Source organism: Labilibaculum euxinicum (genome assembly GCF_009795715.1).
GTDB lineage: Bacteria > Bacteroidota > Bacteroidia > Bacteroidales > Marinifilaceae > Labilibaculum > Labilibaculum euxinus.
The window spans coordinates 58,922-76,466 of record NZ_WTCR01000004.1 but is presented as its reverse complement, the minus strand read 5'-3'; the positions used below and the strand labels follow the sequence as shown (position 1 = coordinate 76,466).

Below are 17,545 nucleotides of genomic sequence, written 5' to 3'. Positions count from 1 at the left end.
GTATTTATTATCCTATTGTAACCGTTACTTTGTGAGCTCCTGATTTTAAAATTGGAATCATGTTACCGTTCACTGGTGCTCCATCAATTTCCATTGATTTTACTCCTTTGCTTTTCCCATCAGGATTCAAGATCTTAACTTCATAACTTACTCCACGAAATTGACGGGTTATGGTGTATTCTTTCCATTCTTTAGGAATACAAGGATCAATTCTTAATCCATCGTAATCTGGTTGAATACCTAAAATGTATTGAGAGATGGCATAGAAATTCCACGATGCAGTTCCAGTCAGCCAGCTGTTTTTTCCTTCGCCTGGTTTAAAAGCATCTTTTCCGGCTACCATTTGGCAGTATACGTAGGGTTCTACTTTGTGTAATTCACTGATTTCTTCTAAGTAAGATGGACAGATTTTGCGGAAATAATCCCAGGCCTGATCACCTCTTCCTAAAAGGGCTTCACCAATGATTATCCACGGATTGTTGTGGCAGAAAATACCTGCGTTTTCTTTGTATCCGGCAGGATAGGTGGAGATTTCACCATACTCAATTTTGTATTCGGTGAAGGCTGGATTATTTAAAACAATTCCATAAGGCGTATCCATACGTTCCTTAACACTATCAAGAGCCTTTTCCATCAAACCTTCCTCACGGCCAATTTCGGCCATAGTGCACCAACCTTGAGATTCAATGAAAATCTTGCCTTCTTCGTTTTCTTCTGATCCCACTTTTTTTCCGTAGTAATCATATGCTCTCAAGAACCATTCGCCATCCCATGCATGATCCTTAATTGTTTGAGTCATTGCCTCAACATGCTTCGTGGCTTTATTGGCTTCTTCGGTATTGCCGATTCGCTCGCAAAGCTTAATGAATTCTTTTCCATACACTACGAATAATCCTGCGATCATAACCGATTCAGCAGTTCTTCCTTTTTTATTTCCTGTTGTTTGGAACGATTCGTTTGGATTTGTTGAGAAACAGTTCAGGTTCAAACAATCATTCCAATCGGCACGACCGATTAAAGGCAGTTGATGAGGACCTAAATTATTGACAACGTGATTGAACGATACTTTTAAGTGATGGAATAAGGACTGCGCCTTCGACTCATCATTATCAAAAGGAACCATTTCATCCAGAATACTGAAATCACCTGTTTCTTTGATGTAACATGTTACTGATAAGATCAACCATAAAGGATCATCATTAAAATCCCCTCCTAGGGCATGATTTCCCATTTTTGTTAATGGTTGGTATTGGTGATAACATCCGCCGTCCTCAAATTGGGTGGCAGCAATGTCTAAAATTCGTTGTCTTGCCTCTGCAGGTATCTGATGAACGAAACCAATAATATCCTGATTGGAATCACGGAATCCCATGCCTCGGCCAATTCCACTTTCGAAGAAACTTGCGCTTCTCGACATGTTAAAGGTAACCATGCATTGGTATTGATTCCAGATGCTAACCATTCTGTTTAGCTCTGTCTCTTTACTTTTTAAATTGAATTTGTCAAGAAGTTTGGACCAGTAGTTTTCTAAATCAGCGAAAGCAGAATTTACTTTCTCAGTTGTATCGAACTGAGCCATCATCGCTTGGGCTTTCGTCTTATTGATAACTCCTTTAGATGCCCATTTGTCTTCGTCCTTGTTCTCTACGTATCCTAAAATGAAAACAAATTCCTTTTCTTCACCTGGTTGTAATTCTACTTCGATATAATGCGATGCAACTGGCGACCATCCGTGAGCAATGCTGTTGCTGGCTTTGCCATTTTCAATTGCCTGTGGCTTATCGAATCCGTTGTGCATTCCAATAAAGCTTTCGCGATCGGTATCGAAACCGTTAATTTCCGAATTTACCGAAAAGAAAGCGTAATGATTTCTACGTTCCTTGTATTCTGTTTTGTGATAAAGAGCAGATCCTTCTACTTCTACTTCACCTGTTGATAGGTTGCGTTGAAAGTTGGTCATGTCATCTTCAGCATTCCACAAACACCATTCTGCAAATGAGAATAGTTTTACTTTTTTTACTTTGTCTGATTCGTTTTTCAGTTTCAAAAGATGCACTTCTCCCATATAGTCGAGTGGGATGAAGCAAAGTAAATTTGAAGAAAGTCCATTTTTACTACTTATAAAACGGGTATAACTAAGGCCATGACGGCATTCATATTTATCCAGTTCTGTTTGAGTTGGTTTAAAGCCGGGGTTCCATGTGCACTCCTCATCTTTTATATAGTAATAACGTCCGCCCATGTCTACAGGAACGTTATTGTAACGATATCTGGTTAATCTTCTAAATTTCGCGTCTTTATAAAAAGTATATCCTCCCGCTGTGTTTGATATTAACCCAAAAAAATCTTTATTCCCAAGGTAATTAATCCATGGAAATGGAGTTTTTGGTGAGGTAATAACATACTCCTTGTTGGCATCATCAAAGAAACCGTACTTCATAATACTAATATTAAATTGTTTACTCTTTTAGGTGTTGTTGGCACCTAATTATACTTATATATTCTAATTTTTTTCTCTTGTTCTTCTGTCTGTAAGTTCGAGAGTTATTTCATTCATTTTCGTTTGATTCAATGGATATATTGTCATGAAAATTGCACCTAAAATGGCAATGATCGCGGGTACCCAACTCATCAACATTGTAATTCCTGGAATTGCTCCCTGAATGGCAGAATAATCTTGTCCGTTGTAATGAAAAGCAGCCAAAATAAAACCGATTATTGCACCTGCTATACCACCACCAAATTTGGTGGCAAATGAACCTGCCGAATAGATTAGGCCAGTTGCTCTTCTGCCATTTTTGAATTCAGAATAATCAGCGGCATCGCCAAGCATAGCAAAAAATAGGGTTGGAAATATTGCTGCAGAAAACTCTGATACAATACCCAAAATAAAGATTGCAATGATGTCGCCCGGGCCGCAAAATATGATTGATGCATTCACTACTCCTGAGAAAATTAATGCGTAGATGAACAGCTTTTTCTTTCCTAATTTCTTGCTTAAGGGTGCAGTAATCATTGCGCCGGCAATAGAAGCAAACATTAATGCAACCATAAAAGATGCAGCTAAAATCTGATTGTGTAAATAATGAGTAAAGTAAATTACTACGATTCCCTGCTTAATTGAATTGTAGATGCTGAACAACAATCCGATTGTTAATAAGACTAACCAAGGTTTGTTACGGATCAAATCTCTTAAATCTCTCCAAAGATCGCTTTGCTGCTCTTTGGGGGGTTGAACTCTTTCTTTCGTAGTCCAGAAAGTGATAAACATGAAAAGGACTAAAAAGGCAGACATCACATAAATGGAATAACTATATCCACTTTTTTGGTCGATAATAACAATTTTGTCACTGCTTATATTTTGTTCGCCTGAAACAATGAACGAATAAGTTTTGTTGGCTTCCATTGAGAAACTCTTTCCTGTAGTAGGAGAATTAGTCGGATTGTTATTGTTTTCCCAAATAAAGTTTGCAATGCCATCTTTTGTTTTAATGTTTACATTTTCTACATCGGAAGGAGCAGAGACAGTTACCTGAAATCTATCGGAAGCCAACTCGTTTACACTAATCGTTGGATTGATATTTCCAAAATGTGCAACCAAATAGAGTAAAGCTCCTTGTACGAGCATTCCGCCGGCAAAAGCACCCACCATTCTGTACGATCCAATACTTGTTCTCTCTTTGTCATCACCTGTCATTACCGCCATTAATGCGCCGTAAGGAATATTGTTGGCGGTATAAACTAATGTGAAAATGATATAAGTTGTATAGGCATATATTATTTTGCCCGTAGGACCTAGGTTTGGAGCGGTGAAAAGAAGAGAAAGAATTACGCCTAATGGTATTGCTGTAAATAATATCCAAGGTCGAAACTTACCATACTTCGTATTTGTTCTATCGCCGGCAATTCCCATTAGAACATCGCTAATGCCATCTGAAAGACGGGCAATTAACATTAGTAAACCTACAGCAGCTGGATTTATCCCAAAAACATCAGTGTAGAATATGAATAGAAAAGTTGCTACACCTCTCCAGGCTATATTGGCAGCACCATCGCCAAGAGCGTAACCAAGTTTTTCTTTAAAAGATATTTTAGTAGAATTTGACATTTTTATTTTTTAGACTGTGAAATCAAATAATTCCTTTTTTGTTTTTTCATAAACCTCTCTGCTGAATACATAAAGGCGTGCTGGTTTATGAGCAACTCCTGTTTGTTTTTCATCCGTAGGAATCAAATATTTCATGCGGGCAATTTTTTTTCTGAAATTTCTCTTGTCCAACTCAGTGCTTAATATCACTTCGTATATGTTTTGTAGTTGTGTCAGACTAAATTTTTCAGGAAGCAATTCAAAACCGATAGGTTCTTGCTTAATTTTATTTCGTAATGCAATTAAAGCTTCCTCCAGAATTTGATTGTGATCGAATGCCAGTTCTCCAACTTCTGATACAGGAACCCATTTCACATTTCTGCCTTTCCACTCTAAAGTAATATTCTGTGTTGCCAGAAGGGCAAAATATCCAATTGATACAATTCTTTTATCAGGGTCTCTGCCATCGTGAATTAACCATCTTCTGTCATTCTCTTTTTTTAATCTGTCGGGATGCGCAAATGTTTTGAATTGATCAAGGAATACATTTTTTAAACCTGTTAAGTCAAATAAAACACGATAAGCTGCCTGCTCAATGGTTTCATCTTCATAGATGTGATTTCCTGTTAATGTTAAATCAGTAAATTCGGGCTGTCCTGTAGAATTATTAGTAAGTGTTCTATCTACAAGTAGAACTTGAAGTTCTTGTCCATTGTATCCGAATATTACGCAATCTACAGATATGTAATCGTTAAGTGGTCTGCCTGGCATCTTTATAGTTGGGGTTTATATCTTATTTTTTTAATTAAGTGTTAAAACAACACTAACTATATTTGATGCTAATGTAAATCCTTTTTTAGAAAAATCAAAAAATGATTTATGTCTTTTTCGAAATCGTATGCGGAGTAGGTTGTATAAAGTACACTAAGTTGGGCTGTTTTTCGGGATTTCAGGATGTTGATTCTCTTTTATTAGAAAATGTTATTTGTAATAATTATAAATAAAATTAATCTGAAATTGAGGAAGAAGGAAATGACTTGGAAAATTATGCATAGTTAATAACTGTGCATTAGGATGAAGTTGAGGAGGTGTGGGGGTGTAGATTAAAGGAGATTTTAGATGTGTCTTTAGTTTGTCATATAAAAGCAGCAAAGGCTGTTCATTTGAAGAGCCTTTGCTGAAGTGTGTTATCTTTTTTTTGAAATTCTATTGAGAATTTCTTCATATTCTTTGAATCGATGTTCGCGAACAGGCCTTATTTTTGGTTCTGTTGAAAAATAAAGTAACAAACAAGGAGTAATGTTTTTGTATTTCTCAACGTATTCGTAACGTATCAATTCATTGTTATTAATCCGTTGTTTAATCTTGTTATGATAGGGATACATTATTTCAAATTTAAATCCACCGGCAAAAAATGAGAAACCGATGAATAGTAATAGTAAAAATAAAATTTATTTTTTCATTATTGGACTGTAGTTAGCTGGTTATTTTTGTTGAAACATTTATTGATTGCATCCAACAGTGTGTTTTTTCCTACCGGTTTTGAAAGATAGAGATCGCAGCCGGTGGATAATATCTTTTCCCGATCACCAGACATTGCATATGCTGTTTGTGCAATAATTGGAAGTTCCGGTTTTATATTTTTTATTTGTTTTGTCGCTTCATATCCATTCATTACAGGCATATTGATATCCATTAACAGTAAATCAACTTTTTCTATCGTTTGGCAATAATTGACTGCCTCCCTGCCATTTTTAGCACGAATGCATTGGGCACCTTCTCTACTAAGTATTTCTACCAAATATGAATAACTTGAAGTGTCATCTTCGGCAATAAGAATCGTTTTTCCTTTCAGACTAAGTTTTTGCTGACAAATTCCATTGGTATGGATTTGTTTTGCATCGTCTACATCAACGGGAATCGTAAAAAAGAAGGAAGCACCTTTTCCTATTTCAGATTCAACCCATATTTCACCACCTAATAAATTAATTAATCGTTTGCATATGGTTAACCCTAAGCCGGTTCCACCATATATTCTGGTTTTAGATTCATCAACCTGTCTAAATACTTCGAAAATTAGTTCCTGCTTATCAGGAGGAATACCAATTCCTGAATCAGTAACATAAAATTTCAGCATTGGAATTTGATTCTGGATAGATTCAAGGCAGCCAAATTCAACGCTTCCCCATTGTGTAAATTTTAATGCATTTTTTAACAGGTTAAGTAAAACCTGTTTGATTCTATTTTGATCTGAATTTAAAATCGGATTTATGTTTCCAAAGTCAACATACATTTTAAGTTCTATTTCTTCTTTCCCCAAAATTAATTGCTCATTTTTAATGATGAACTGCACTTCGTCTAACATGGATTGTATTGAAAATGGTTCATTCTCAATTCTGATATCGCCTGTTTCTATTAAAGAGATATCAAAAAGATCTTCAATAAGAGCTAATAAATTATTACCACTCTTGTTTATTATGTCATTAAAACTGAGAATATCTTCCATGTTTGAATTTTCATTAATAAGTTCTGAAAACCCTATTACAGCATTCAGTGGAGTTCTCAATTCATGCGACATACTTGCTAAAAAAGTCGATTTTATCCGGTCACTTTTTTCAGCATCTTCCTTGGCTGTAATTAAAGCTTCGGTAAGGTTTTTTCTTTGTGTAATGTCTTCTATCATAGCTAAATGGCATGAGTCCCCTTTGACCTGCACATCGACTTTCGCGACGGTTAAAGTGATCCATACGCAATCCCCGTTAGGCCGTGTCAGCCTTTTTTCCAATGTAAAATCGGTAATTTCTCCTGTATTTAGCAATTTCATTTGATCCAAGTCTTGCTGTATATCATCAGGATGCGTTATCGATTGCCAATTGATTTTTTTTAAATGCTCTTTGGAGCATCCCGTTATTTCGCAATATTTGAAATTCATTTGAAGAAATTGGCCGTCAGCAGAATTGATCAGGGCAATGCCTAAAGGAGCTCCTTCAAAAATCTTTTGAAATTTTTCTTCGCTTTCTTTTCGTAAATGTTCGGCGTTTTTTTGTTTGGTAATATCTGTAATAAAACCTTCCAGAGATATTAAATGATCGCCGTCAAATACACCGCGGCCACGCTCCCAAATCCAGTGAATTTCACCATTTTTATTTCGAATGGGATATTCGCCTACAAATACACTTTTTTGTCCTAATGCTTCCTGCCATTTATCCCATAAAAGGTCACGGTACTCAGGTAGAATAATTTGATTGAAATTAATTTTCTTTTGGTCTATGAAATCTTTAGGTGTGTATCCTGTTATATCCTTGCATCCCTCACTGATATACTCTATTTTCCAATCTCTGTTGTTTGCACATCGATATACAAAACCAGGAAGATTATTGAGTAAGGTTTCCATTTTACGGTTGCCTTCTTCCAGTTCGGTTATTTTAATTTCAATGTCCGCGCTTAGCTCCTTGTTTTCCTTTCTCAATTTATCCTCCGCATCTTTAATACGAAGCATAGCATTCAATTGAGCAATTAATTCTTCTTCCTCAATTGGTTTGGAAAGGAATGCATCTGCTCCTGTTTCTAATCCTTTAATCCTGCTTTTTTTATCGTCGCGCATGGCTGTAATCAGAATTATGGGAATGTGTTTGGTTTTTGCTTCTTGTTTTAATTTTTCAGAGGTTTCAAACCCATTCATTCCTGGCATAATAATGTCTAAAAGAATGGTGTCGGGTTGTTCTTTTATTGCTGTTTCGATTCCTTCTGAACCCGATTGGCAAGTTATAATTGTACAGTTAGGATAGTAGCTTTTAAGTATTGCCCTATAAACTACCAAATTATCGTTATTGTCGTCAATTGCTAGAATTTTTCTCATAGAATTAAATAAAGAAGTTTTCAATTTTTGATAGAATTTTCAAATGCCCAACCGGCTTTGTTTCATAGGCGTCGCAACCTGCTTGCAGTATTGCTTCTTTGTCTTCGATCATTGCTATCGCAGTCAATGCAATAACTAAAATGTGTTGTATTTTTATATCAGACTTACATTTATCTTACTGTTTCAATAATGTCTATTTTAGGAAAAACAGATACTTTCCCCGAGTATAGAAAAAATCTTTGCGTAAAATAAAAATTTCGGAAATGCTACTAAAAATATTTAATTTAACGCAAATAATCAATATAAATAGATTCTATCTTGTTAAATAAAATATTAATATGTGATAAATGAAAAATAGAGACGGTAAGTGTAGGTGATTTTAGAATAGACCCTTTAAAATTGGGTATTTATCTTGAGAAAGATTAGTAGGAAATAAGTACCTTTGATTTTATTCATCACATTATTCTATAAAGACAAAATAAAAGCGCGTATGATAAATGAAACTGTAAAAGTTCATGATAAATTTTCTGTAGAGATTAAATTGGGCTATGAGCCTCGTAAAGATCGAAAGGTGAGTGAATTTTCTATAAAAACCTGGCTTTTTATACCCAGTGGTTTGGATATTAATTCGTCAACCTATACAAAAGAGGACTTTTACAATGATTTTAATTCGAATATTCGTCTGATTACCCCTACCTATCTATTAAGGGATATTGCTTTAGGTGATCATTCCGTTTTCCAGTATCTGGAGGAAGCCTTTCATAAACTGGCTAATGAATCTAATTCTAAAAATGAGGCCAATTATGAGTACCATATTCGAATGTTTCATATTATTACCAGATCGGCGCTTCGCAGGGAAATTCAGCATATTCTTCAAAACGAATTGCCTGAAGATCGACAGTACCTTATTGATGAATACATTTCGAATGTTCGGAAAATTGGACGACATTACCGCGATTTGCGTAGAATTGTGAATGTGCCGACAATTCAAAAGGAAATGTTCGATTACTATTTGTTCGGTGATGAGTTTATGAGCAATCAGTTTGAGCAGCATTCTTACTATTTGCACCGGGGATTACAAAAAATGCACCATTCCGATTTTGAGCTGAGCAAAGATGAGATTTTACGCTTGGTTAGGGAAGAAGTAGCCTACAAAAGAAGTAAGGGATACTTGGTAGTTGAAGACAAGGCACATGATAAAAATCGTTGGCTGGTGCATCGAAGAGGAGCCTTCAATAAATATTTTGAAGGTCAGTTGCTGCTCAACTCACGTAAGAAAAAGGAGGGGGTTTTGGCCATGCAGATATTATACAGTTTAGCTGCTGGTTTGGCTATGATTTTTGGAGCCGCACTTACCTTTCTTTTTCAGAAAAGCTTAGGAACTTTTACCATGCCTTTGTTTGTGGCTCTGGTGATTATTTATATGCTTAAAGATAGAATTAAGGACCTTAGCCGGCTTTATTTGGTGGGGAAGATTAATAAACGCTTTTTCGATCATAAAACCGTTATTCGTGTAAAAGGAGATGAGGAAATTGGTTGGTGCAAGGAGAGTTTTGACTTTGTACGTGAAGATACTGTTCCTTTGCGGGTGATGAAACACCGCGACCGGTCTAGAATTGTTGATGTAGAAAGTCGTGGAGTTGGAGAGAAAATTATTTTCTATCGCAAACTGCTTCGTCTGGATAGGGTGGCACTGGATAATTCCTATGGAGATTACAACATTACAGGAGTGGTCGATATCATTCGATTTAATGTGTCGAAGTTTATTCAGAAAATGGATAATCCTGAAATACCGCTTTACTATTTAAAAGACGATGATTTTGAAAAAATATCCGGAGAGAAGGTATACTTCGTTAATATGATATTCCGCTTTAAACTCGACAATCAAACAAGTTACCGCCGTTACCGGATTATTTTTAACCGGCGAGGAATAAAAAAAGTAGAGAAAGTATAAGAAGCTATAAATCGCGAAGAGGCTTTATCAGATCTGATAAAGCCTCTTTTTTTTGAATATCCTCAAATTATTTTTAGTTGGAGATCGTTTTTTTTTAGCGCTTGTTTTGGTAGTGTTATTAAGTATTTAGGATCAGAACTTTATAATACAGAATACATCTATATAGTAAGTACTTTGCAATACTAGGTAATTTATTTATATTTGCCATGTGGAAATCAGTAATTGTTGTTTGACTGAAATAAAAACAGAAAGAGTCTTATAAAAGGTTAGGAATAACAGCTTTTATTGAGATGTATACAATGAGTATAGGAAGATGTTAAAAATATAGAATTCATCATGAACAAGAATATATCCAAAGAGTACGATGTAATAATTATTGGAGGAGGAGCTACCGGTGCAGGAACAGCGCGTGATTGTGCGATGCGCGGACTAAGTGTTTTGCTTGTTGAACGTCATGATTTTGCTACCGGGGCTACCGGACGGAATCATGGTTTGCTGCATAGTGGTGCACGATATGCTGTGACCGATCATGAATCAGCGGCAGAATGTATTAAGGAGAATATGATTTTGCGTCGTATTGCGAACCATTGCGTGGAAGAAAATGATGGATTGTTTATTACTCTGCCGGAAGATGACATCTCTTTTCAGTCTCAGTTTGTGGATGCTTGTAAAAGTGCCGGTATCGGGACTGAAATTTTAGATCCTGATTTCGCCCGACGTATTGAGCCTTCGGTCAATCCTGATTTGATTGGTGCCGTAAAAGTTCCGGATGGATCTGTGGATCCTTTCCGCCTGACAATGTCGAATGCCTTGGATGCCAGAATTCATGGAGCGGTTCTTTTAACACAACATGAGGTAACTGGTGTTGTTAAAGAGCAGAATCGGGTGATTGGTGTTGTGTTGTTTAATCATGAAAGAAAAGAAAAAGTAAAATATTACGCTAAGATAATAGTGAATGCCGGGGGAATTTGGGGGCACCATATTGCTGATTTGGCTGGTGTCAATATCAATATGTTTCCAGCAAAAGGTTCTCTGCTTATTTTTGGTCACCGTGTTAATAAAATGGTATTGAACAGATGCAGAAAGCCAGCTAATGCTGATATTCTGGTGCCGGGAGATACTATTTGTCTGATTGGAACTACTTCGGAACGTATTCCTTATGACCAAATTGATAATATGTTTGTATCCAGAAAAGATGTGGATGTTCTGATCCGGGAGGGAGTGAAACTTTCTCCGGCATTGACAGCTACTCGTATTTTACGTGCTTATGCTGGTGTACGCCCTTTAGTTGCAGCAGACAATGATCCAAGCGGACGAAGCATCAGCCGTGGAATTGTACTACTGGATCATCAGGAGCGGGACGGGCTTTCAGGTTTTATCACGATTACTGGCGGCAAGCTGATGACCTACCGTTTGATGGCTGAAGAAGCTACTGATTTAATCTGTAAAAAACTTTCTGTTGACAAGCAGTGCGAAACAGCCGAAAAATCATTGCCAGGAGCCGAAAAGAGTGAGCATCCGCTAAGTATTGCTACCGAAAAAGTTTATACAGGGGCTAATATCTCCCAAAAGTCGGCGAAGGATCGTCATGGTACACTTGCGAAGAATATTTCAAATGGAGACGACTACGAAGATTCATTGGTTTGTGAGTGCGAGGGAGTGTCGATTGCCGAAGTGAAATATGCGATTAATGAATTGCATGTTAATAATTTGATCGATTTACGTCGCCGTACCCGTGTAGGTATGGGCACATGTCAGGGAGAATTGTGTGCCTGCCGTGCGGCCGCTCTCCTTTGCGAATCTTCCGAAAAATCAGGCAAGGCAAAAGATGATTTGGCTAATTTTCTTCAGGAACGATGGAAAGGAATGCTGCCAATTACCTGGGGAGAGGGAATTAATGAGATTCAGTTTACTTCCTGGATTTACGAAGGTATATATGGTTTGAAACCGGATAACAATTAAGCAGGGATTACTATGAAATTCGATAACATTATTATAGGAGGTGGGTTGAGTGGACTCACCTGTGGAATTAAACTGGCAGAACAAGGAAAAAAATGTGCAATAGTTTCATCGGGACAGAGTGCAATCCATTTTTTTTCCGGTTCGTTCGATTTGCTGGGAAAGATAGATGGACAAGATGTGAAAAATCCGCTGGAAGCGATAAAAATATTGCCCGATACGCATCCTTACCAACGTGTTGGGATTGAAAATATATCCCGGTTGGTTGTTGAAGCTCCCAGGTTGTTGGATCGTGCCGGCTTAAATTTTTTTGGCAAGGCAGACGAGAATCATTTTGTGTTAACCCCAATGGGAATTATGAAACCGACGTGGTTGACTATTGATGATTTCACCCGTTTCGAGCAAAATGATGCATTTCCCTGGAAAAAAGCAGTCATCCTAAATTTTAGTGGATTCCTCGATTTCCACACTTTATTTGTACAGGACGGACTGAAAAAATACAACGTGGATACGCAAATTAAAAACTTTGCCATGAAGGAATTTGAAGCAATCCGCCGCAATCCGAGTGAAATGAGATCTACAAATATTGCGAAGGTATTTGATAGTGGAGATGCTCTTGACGAATTTGCTCAAAAGGTAAATCAGCTTAGTGAAGGTTTTGAAGTAGTACTTTTGCCGGCAGTATTCGGGTTGTTTACTAAAAATGTTGCTTTAAATCTTAAAGCAAAAGTAAATAAACCGGTGGTACTGCTTCCGGCCATACCACCATCAGTCCCTGGTATCCGAAGTCAGATATTGCTTCGTAAACGATTCGAAGAATTAGGAGGAACTTATTTCTTGGGTGATATTGTAGAACAAGGCACTTTCAAAAACAACCGACTGGTTGCTGTTCAAACCAATAATCATGGAGATATTAAACTGGAAGCCGATCAATTTGTTTTAGCCAGCGGAAGCTTCTACAGTAAAGGTATTGTGGCGACGCGTGAGAAGTTATACGAGCCTATTTTGGGGCTTGATATTGACGGAGATACCGATAGTGAAAAATGGCTCGATGAGAAGTTCTTTAACGATCAGCCGTATATGCATTATGGAGTTAAAACCGACAGTGGCTTTCATGCATTAAAAAACGGGAAACCAATTGAGAATTTATTTGTGGCAGGTTCTGTGCTTGGAGGGGCTAATGCCCTTAAAGAAGGCAGTGGGGCAGGCATCAGTTTATTGACTTCGCTGCATGTGGCTGAGCAAATTTTAAAATAACAGGACAATGAAAAAGGAAATGTTTGAACCATTCAATAGCAGCGATAATAATTTTGAACAGTGTGTGAAGTGTACAATTTGTACCGTTTATTGTCCCGTTCTGGAAGTGAATCCGGATTATCCGGGACCAAAGCAGTCAGGCCCTGATGGAGAACGGTTACGTTTAAAGGATCAAAATTTTTACGATGAATCATTGAAGCTGTGCCTCAACTGCAAACGTTGCGAGGTAGCTTGCCCGCACGGAGTGAAAATTGGAGATATTATTCAGCTGGCGCGTATCAAATACAGTAAGAAAAAGCCAAAAGTCAGGGATATGATTCTTGCAAATACTGATATTGTAGGTACTATGGCGAGTACGTTTGCACCTATTGTGAATCCTATTGTTGCTCTAAAGCCTGTTCGGCTCATGATGGATGGTGTACTGAAAATAGATCATCACCGTATATTTCCTAAATATGCAGGGATGAGGTTCGAGACCTGGTACCGCAGATATGCTGCATCAAAGCAGAACGATTTCAAGAAACATGTCAGCTACTTTCATGGCTGTTATGTAAATTATAATTTTCCTAAGCAAGGCAAAGACCTGGTTAAAATTATGAATGCGGCAGGTTATGGTGTTCATCTTCTCGAAAAGGAAAAATGTTGCGGCGTAGCTTTAATTTCAAATGGTTTGATTAATCAGGCCACGAAACAGGCAAAACACAATGTGGAAGCCTTTAAAAAATCGATAGTAGACAAAAATATGCCGGTAATATCCACATCCTCAACCTGTATATTCACTATTCGCGATGAGTATCCGCATTTATTGGGGGTGAAGAACGACGAAATTCGCAACGAAAGCGAGCTGGCTACCCGCTTCCTGTTCCGTTTAATCGATTCAGGAAAGCTTACATTGGTTTTTAAGAAGGATTATAAGAAACGTATTGCTTACCATACTCCTTGTCACATGGAGAAGCTTGGCTGGTCTATTTATTCCACCGCCTTACTGAAAATGATTCCGGGAATTGATTTTGTATCGCTTGAATCGCGGTGCTGTGGTATTGCGGGGACTTATGGCTTTAAAAAAGAAAATTACAAAACGTCGCAGGGAGTAGGGAAACCGCTCTTCGATCAGATAGAGAGCTCAGATGTCGATTTTGCAGCTACTGATTGTGAAACCTGTAAGTGGCAAATTGAGATGTCGACTACAAAAAAGGTAGAACATCCGATTTCTATTCTTGCCGAAGCTTTGGATGTGGAAGCAACTGTAAAATTGTGGCAAAAGTAAATTGATGAGAATCATGAGAAGGGTGGCTTAACAGAGTGCCCGGTTTTTATAAATGTTAGGGTGTAATGCCGCAATTATTGGATGAGAAGAATCCTTTTTTTGCGGTATTATTGTTGCCGGTTGATTTTGTTTTTTGTGCATAAAGTATCTGATAAAAAAGCTTACTTCGCTCATGTAATAGTATGTTGTAAATCTGGCGATGAAATCAGCAACCGACCTAATTGGATGATTTTAACCTTCGTGGCAGTAGGAAAGTGGAAGTATAAATGAATTTGATGATACAGATAAAGAGGCTGCATTTAACGCAATGCAGCCTCTTTATCTTTTGCTTTTTCACAAGTTTTGTATTGTTATTAAGCTCCTTCTTTGATTAAAAAATGACTAAAAGCCTGCTTAATAAAATCTTTGTGAGAAAAATAAGAATTACTTTTTAACCAATTAAACAACTCATACAATTCCTTTTCGTTTAACCATTCAAACGATTTCAGAAGTTCTTTTCGAAATAAATGTTCCTGATCTGAAACCGATTTTAAAACAAATTTCTGATGTTCTAACATGACTGAAAATATTTTGATATTACTCAATCGCCAAGCATTGGAATTTAATCCAATCCAAAGGCATAGTAGTACCTACCGGGGTAATTTTCGTAAATACCCGATAGCATGATTCCTCCACCTTTACGGTTTAGGTAGTCCTCGAATTCTCTTAGGCTGTTAATGCTTTTACCATTAACCTGAAGAATAATGAAACCTTCTTTGAGTGAGGTTTGCCGTTCAATCAGCCCTGAATTTATCTTACGAACGCGCAATCCTCCTGATACATCAAGTTTTTTTGCCTCTTTTGCACTAAGTTCTTCCAATTCTATTCCCAACCGAACTAAAACCTGATCTGTCTCTTTTTTGCTAAGATTTGCGTCTCCTTTTGCATTTCTTAGTGTAACGGTAAAATCTTTTACTTTTCCGTTTCGGTTAACATGAAGATTCAGTTTATCGCCCGGACGGTGACGCCCAACTGTTTCGAGCAATTCTGCCGTTGTTTTCACATTGGCATTGTCAACTTTTACAATAACATCGCCTTTTTTAATGCCTGCATCGGCTGCAGCACTGTTGCCTGCAAGACTGTCAACATAAACACCCTCGCTAAGCTCCAAATCTTTTTCCTTTGCCAAATTACCATCAACATTTCTGATTACAATGCCCAAATAACCACGTTGTACAAATCCAAAGCTCATAAGGTCTTCAACCACTTTGCTAACAATGTTCGAAGGAATGGCAAAGCCATATCCGGAATAAGAACCTGTTGGGCTGGCGATGGCTGTGTTGATGCCAACCAAACCACCTTTAAGGTCGACAAGTGCGCCTCCACTGTTGCCCGGATTGATGGCAGCATCAGTCTGAATAAACGATTCGATGGCATTTGAACTTTGCAGGATGTTGATATTCCGGCCTTTGGCACTCACAATTCCGGCTGTAACGGTCGAATTCAAATTAAAGGGATTTCCTACGGCAAGTACCCATTCTCCAACTTCAATTTTGTCGGAATCAACAAAAGGAATATAAACCAAATTTTTCTCTTTAATTTGAATTAAGGCCAAATCGGTTGTAGGATCGGTACCAATTACTTTTGCCTTGTACACTCTGTTATCGTGAAGACCAACCTCAATATCGTCAGCACCTTGAACCATGTGGTTGTTGGTAACGATATAACCATCCGAATTGATAATTACACCCGAGCCGGAACCAATACGTGTCCAGGGAGTATTTTGCCGTGGTTCCTGAGGATTGGAATGAAAGTAAGGACCGAAAAAATCTTTTAGCATATCATCACGAAAAAAATCACGGAAAGGAGAGGGAACTTCCTGCGAATGCTGAATGTTCAGCATGCGTGTCGATTTAATGTGAACAACCGCATCCATCACTTTTTTCGAAACCTCGGTGAACTGCAATGGGGTAAGCACGCCATCTTTAGTTACAGTATAACTTGCACCAACAACAGGAGTGCTGGTAATATGTTCTATTTTAAGTGTTTTTTCATTACTGCGTAATAGTGAAAAGCTTCCTATTGTGAGTGCACTCCCAATGGCTGCAGATAATAATAGTAAGCCAAATTTTTTCATTTTTAGTTATTTTTATAAATTCCGATTTTTCGCTTGTTATTTTTCTCAATAAATATTATTTGTTTGCCAGATATAAAAATGTTTTTTATGGGCAGGGGTAACCTGCCCATCTGTTAATTAAGTAATGGAAATCATTCTTGAAGGTTTTGGTTTTGCTTCTTCCTTTTTGGGCAGATGGATGTTAAGAATTCCATCATTGTACTTGGCTGAAATTTTATCTCCGTTTACCAGATCGATAGGTAATTGAAATGATCTGTGAAACGACTGATAACAAAACTCTCTTCTTGAGAATTTTCCATCTTTGTTTTCCTTTTCTTCTTTTCGTTCCGAAGAAATAGAAAGTTGATTGTTGTCTAAATTGATTTTGAAATCACTTTTTTTCATTCCTGGAGCTGCTACTTCAATAATGTATTCATTATCGTTTTCGCGAACATTTACTGCAGGTAATGTTGTGTTGGTGTTCGAAAAGTTCGAATTGTTCCAATCCATCCAGTCTCTTGAAAAGAAGTTGTCGAACAAAGATGGAAAGAGATTGTCTGAATTTCTTTTTACTAGTGTCATGATAAATCCTCCTAATTTTACAGTTCTTAATTCAAAAATAAATAAATACGTACTTGTAAAAGTATTCGAATTGCAATTCATTATAATTCGATCAAAACAGATGCCAAAATAGAAAATATTAGGAGCGCGATAGTTTTGTAAAAATAATAAAATCAGGTGCTTAAGGCAAAAACTTTTTGATGGTGCGGGCAGGATATTTGTTTGACATTTTGACGCTTTGGATTCTAAGTAAATGTCATTTTGACGTTTCAGATCAGAAATAAATGTCATCTTGACTTAATAAAGATAGGTATTGTAATATTTCTTTGTAAAAAGCATTCGAACATAAGCAATATCAATTGTTAGGTGTCTGCTAATATTGAAATCAGCTTGCTGTTGGTGCGTTTTTTTGACCAATTTATTTTTTTGTTTTGCCAATGAATAAGATTTAATTTTACAAGGCTGTTGAGAATGGCTGCAGGTAGTTTTTTGCCCTCATCAGGAAA

11 protein-coding genes are annotated in these 17,545 nt (G+C 37.2%); 4 read left to right on the top strand and 7 right to left on the bottom strand.

Going from position 1 to position 17,545, the window contains the following annotated elements; genetic code table 11:
- Positions 1–7: 7 nt before the first annotated feature.
- The 4 genes from GQR60_RS05890 to GQR60_RS05875 all read right to left on the bottom strand — a co-directional run bounded on the left by GQR60_RS05890 (position 8) and on the right by GQR60_RS05875 (position 7,946).
- The gene (locus GQR60_RS05890; protein ID WP_124992050.1) at positions 8–2,440 is read right to left on the bottom strand and encodes a GH36-type glycosyl hydrolase domain-containing protein; all 2,433 of its coding nucleotides are present in this window, start codon (positions 2,438–2,440) and stop codon (positions 8–10) included.
- A 63-nt stretch (positions 2,441–2,503) separates the two neighbouring features.
- The gene (locus GQR60_RS05885; protein ID WP_124992049.1) at positions 2,504–4,108 is read right to left on the bottom strand and encodes an MFS transporter; all 1,605 of its coding nucleotides are present in this window, start codon (positions 4,106–4,108) and stop codon (positions 2,504–2,506) included.
- Between the two features lie 9 nt (positions 4,109–4,117).
- Positions 4,118–4,858, bottom strand: a complete 741-nt coding sequence (locus GQR60_RS05880; RefSeq protein ID WP_124992048.1) for an NUDIX hydrolase — start codon at positions 4,856–4,858, stop codon at positions 4,118–4,120.
- Positions 4,859–5,549: 691 nt separating this feature from the next.
- Positions 5,550–7,946, bottom strand: a complete 2,397-nt coding sequence (locus GQR60_RS05875) for a response regulator (protein ID WP_124992047.1) — start codon at positions 7,944–7,946, stop codon at positions 5,550–5,552.
- 490 nt (positions 7,947–8,436) lie between these two features.
- Here GQR60_RS05875 and GQR60_RS05870 point away from each other — a divergent pair, with 490 nt between their 5' ends.
- The 4 genes from GQR60_RS05870 (at position 8,437) to glpC (ending at position 14,383) form a co-directional block, all read left to right on the top strand.
- The gene (locus GQR60_RS05870; RefSeq protein WP_124992046.1) at positions 8,437–9,900 is read left to right on the top strand and encodes a hypothetical protein; all 1,464 of its coding nucleotides are present in this window, start codon (positions 8,437–8,439) and stop codon (positions 9,898–9,900) included.
- Positions 9,901–10,236: 336 nt separating this feature from the next.
- On the top strand, positions 10,237–11,862 hold the full coding sequence (glpA, locus tag GQR60_RS05865) for an anaerobic glycerol-3-phosphate dehydrogenase subunit A (protein ID WP_124992045.1): 1,626 nt from the start codon (positions 10,237–10,239) through the stop codon (positions 11,860–11,862).
- 12 nt (positions 11,863–11,874) lie between these two features.
- Positions 11,875–13,116: a glycerol-3-phosphate dehydrogenase subunit GlpB gene (gene glpB, locus GQR60_RS05860; protein ID WP_124992044.1), complete on the top strand. Its 1,242-nt coding sequence runs from the start codon at positions 11,875–11,877 to the stop codon at positions 13,114–13,116.
- 7 nt (positions 13,117–13,123) lie between these two features.
- Positions 13,124–14,383 (top strand): anaerobic glycerol-3-phosphate dehydrogenase subunit GlpC, encoded by a 1,260-nt coding sequence (gene glpC, locus GQR60_RS05855; protein ID WP_225441356.1) that lies wholly within the window; start codon positions 13,124–13,126, stop codon positions 14,381–14,383.
- 353 nt (positions 14,384–14,736) lie between these two features.
- Here glpC and GQR60_RS05850 read toward each other — a convergent pair whose 3' ends face one another.
- The 3 genes from GQR60_RS05850 to GQR60_RS05840 form a co-directional block, all read right to left on the bottom strand.
- A complete protein-coding gene (locus tag GQR60_RS05850) occupies positions 14,737–14,940 on the bottom strand; it encodes a hypothetical protein (RefSeq protein WP_124992043.1) in 204 nt (67 codons plus the stop codon).
- Between the two features lie 44 nt (positions 14,941–14,984).
- Complete coding sequence (locus GQR60_RS05845) at positions 14,985–16,499, bottom strand: Do family serine endopeptidase (protein ID WP_124992042.1); 1,515 nt, start codon at positions 16,497–16,499, stop codon at positions 14,985–14,987.
- 117 nt (positions 16,500–16,616) lie between these two features.
- Positions 16,617–17,060 (bottom strand): Hsp20/alpha crystallin family protein, encoded by a 444-nt coding sequence (locus GQR60_RS05840; protein ID WP_124992041.1) that lies wholly within the window; start codon positions 17,058–17,060, stop codon positions 16,617–16,619.
- Positions 17,061–17,545 lie beyond the last annotated feature (485 nt).

What these genes read in the sequence shown, in the direction of transcription:
- GQR60_RS05875 (WP_124992047.1), bottom strand. Translation starts at nt 7,946, where the DNA reads ATGAGAAAAATTCTAGCAATTGACGACAATAACGATAATTTGGTAGTT.
- GQR60_RS05845 (WP_124992042.1), bottom strand. Translation starts at nt 16,499, where the DNA reads ATGAAAAAATTTGGCTTACTATTATTATCTGCAGCCATTGGGAGTGCA.
- GQR60_RS05880 (WP_124992048.1), bottom strand. Translation starts at nt 4,858, where the DNA reads ATGCCAGGCAGACCACTTAACGATTACATATCTGTAGATTGCGTAATA.
- glpC (WP_225441356.1), top strand. Translation starts at nt 13,124, where the DNA reads ATGAAAAAGGAAATGTTTGAACCATTCAATAGCAGCGATAATAATTTT.
- GQR60_RS05870 (WP_124992046.1), top strand. Translation starts at nt 8,437, where the DNA reads ATGATAAATGAAACTGTAAAAGTTCATGATAAATTTTCTGTAGAGATT.
- GQR60_RS05850 (WP_124992043.1), bottom strand. Translation starts at nt 14,940, where the DNA reads ATGTTAGAACATCAGAAATTTGTTTTAAAATCGGTTTCAGATCAGGAA.
- GQR60_RS05840 (WP_124992041.1), bottom strand. Translation starts at nt 17,060, where the DNA reads ATGACACTAGTAAAAAGAAATTCAGACAATCTCTTTCCATCTTTGTTC.
- glpB (WP_124992044.1), top strand. Translation starts at nt 11,875, where the DNA reads ATGAAATTCGATAACATTATTATAGGAGGTGGGTTGAGTGGACTCACC.
- glpA (WP_124992045.1), top strand. Translation starts at nt 10,237, where the DNA reads ATGAACAAGAATATATCCAAAGAGTACGATGTAATAATTATTGGAGGA.
- GQR60_RS05885 (WP_124992049.1), bottom strand. Translation starts at nt 4,108, where the DNA reads ATGTCAAATTCTACTAAAATATCTTTTAAAGAAAAACTTGGTTACGCT.
- GQR60_RS05890 (WP_124992050.1), bottom strand. Translation starts at nt 2,440, where the DNA reads ATGAAGTACGGTTTCTTTGATGATGCCAACAAGGAGTATGTTATTACC.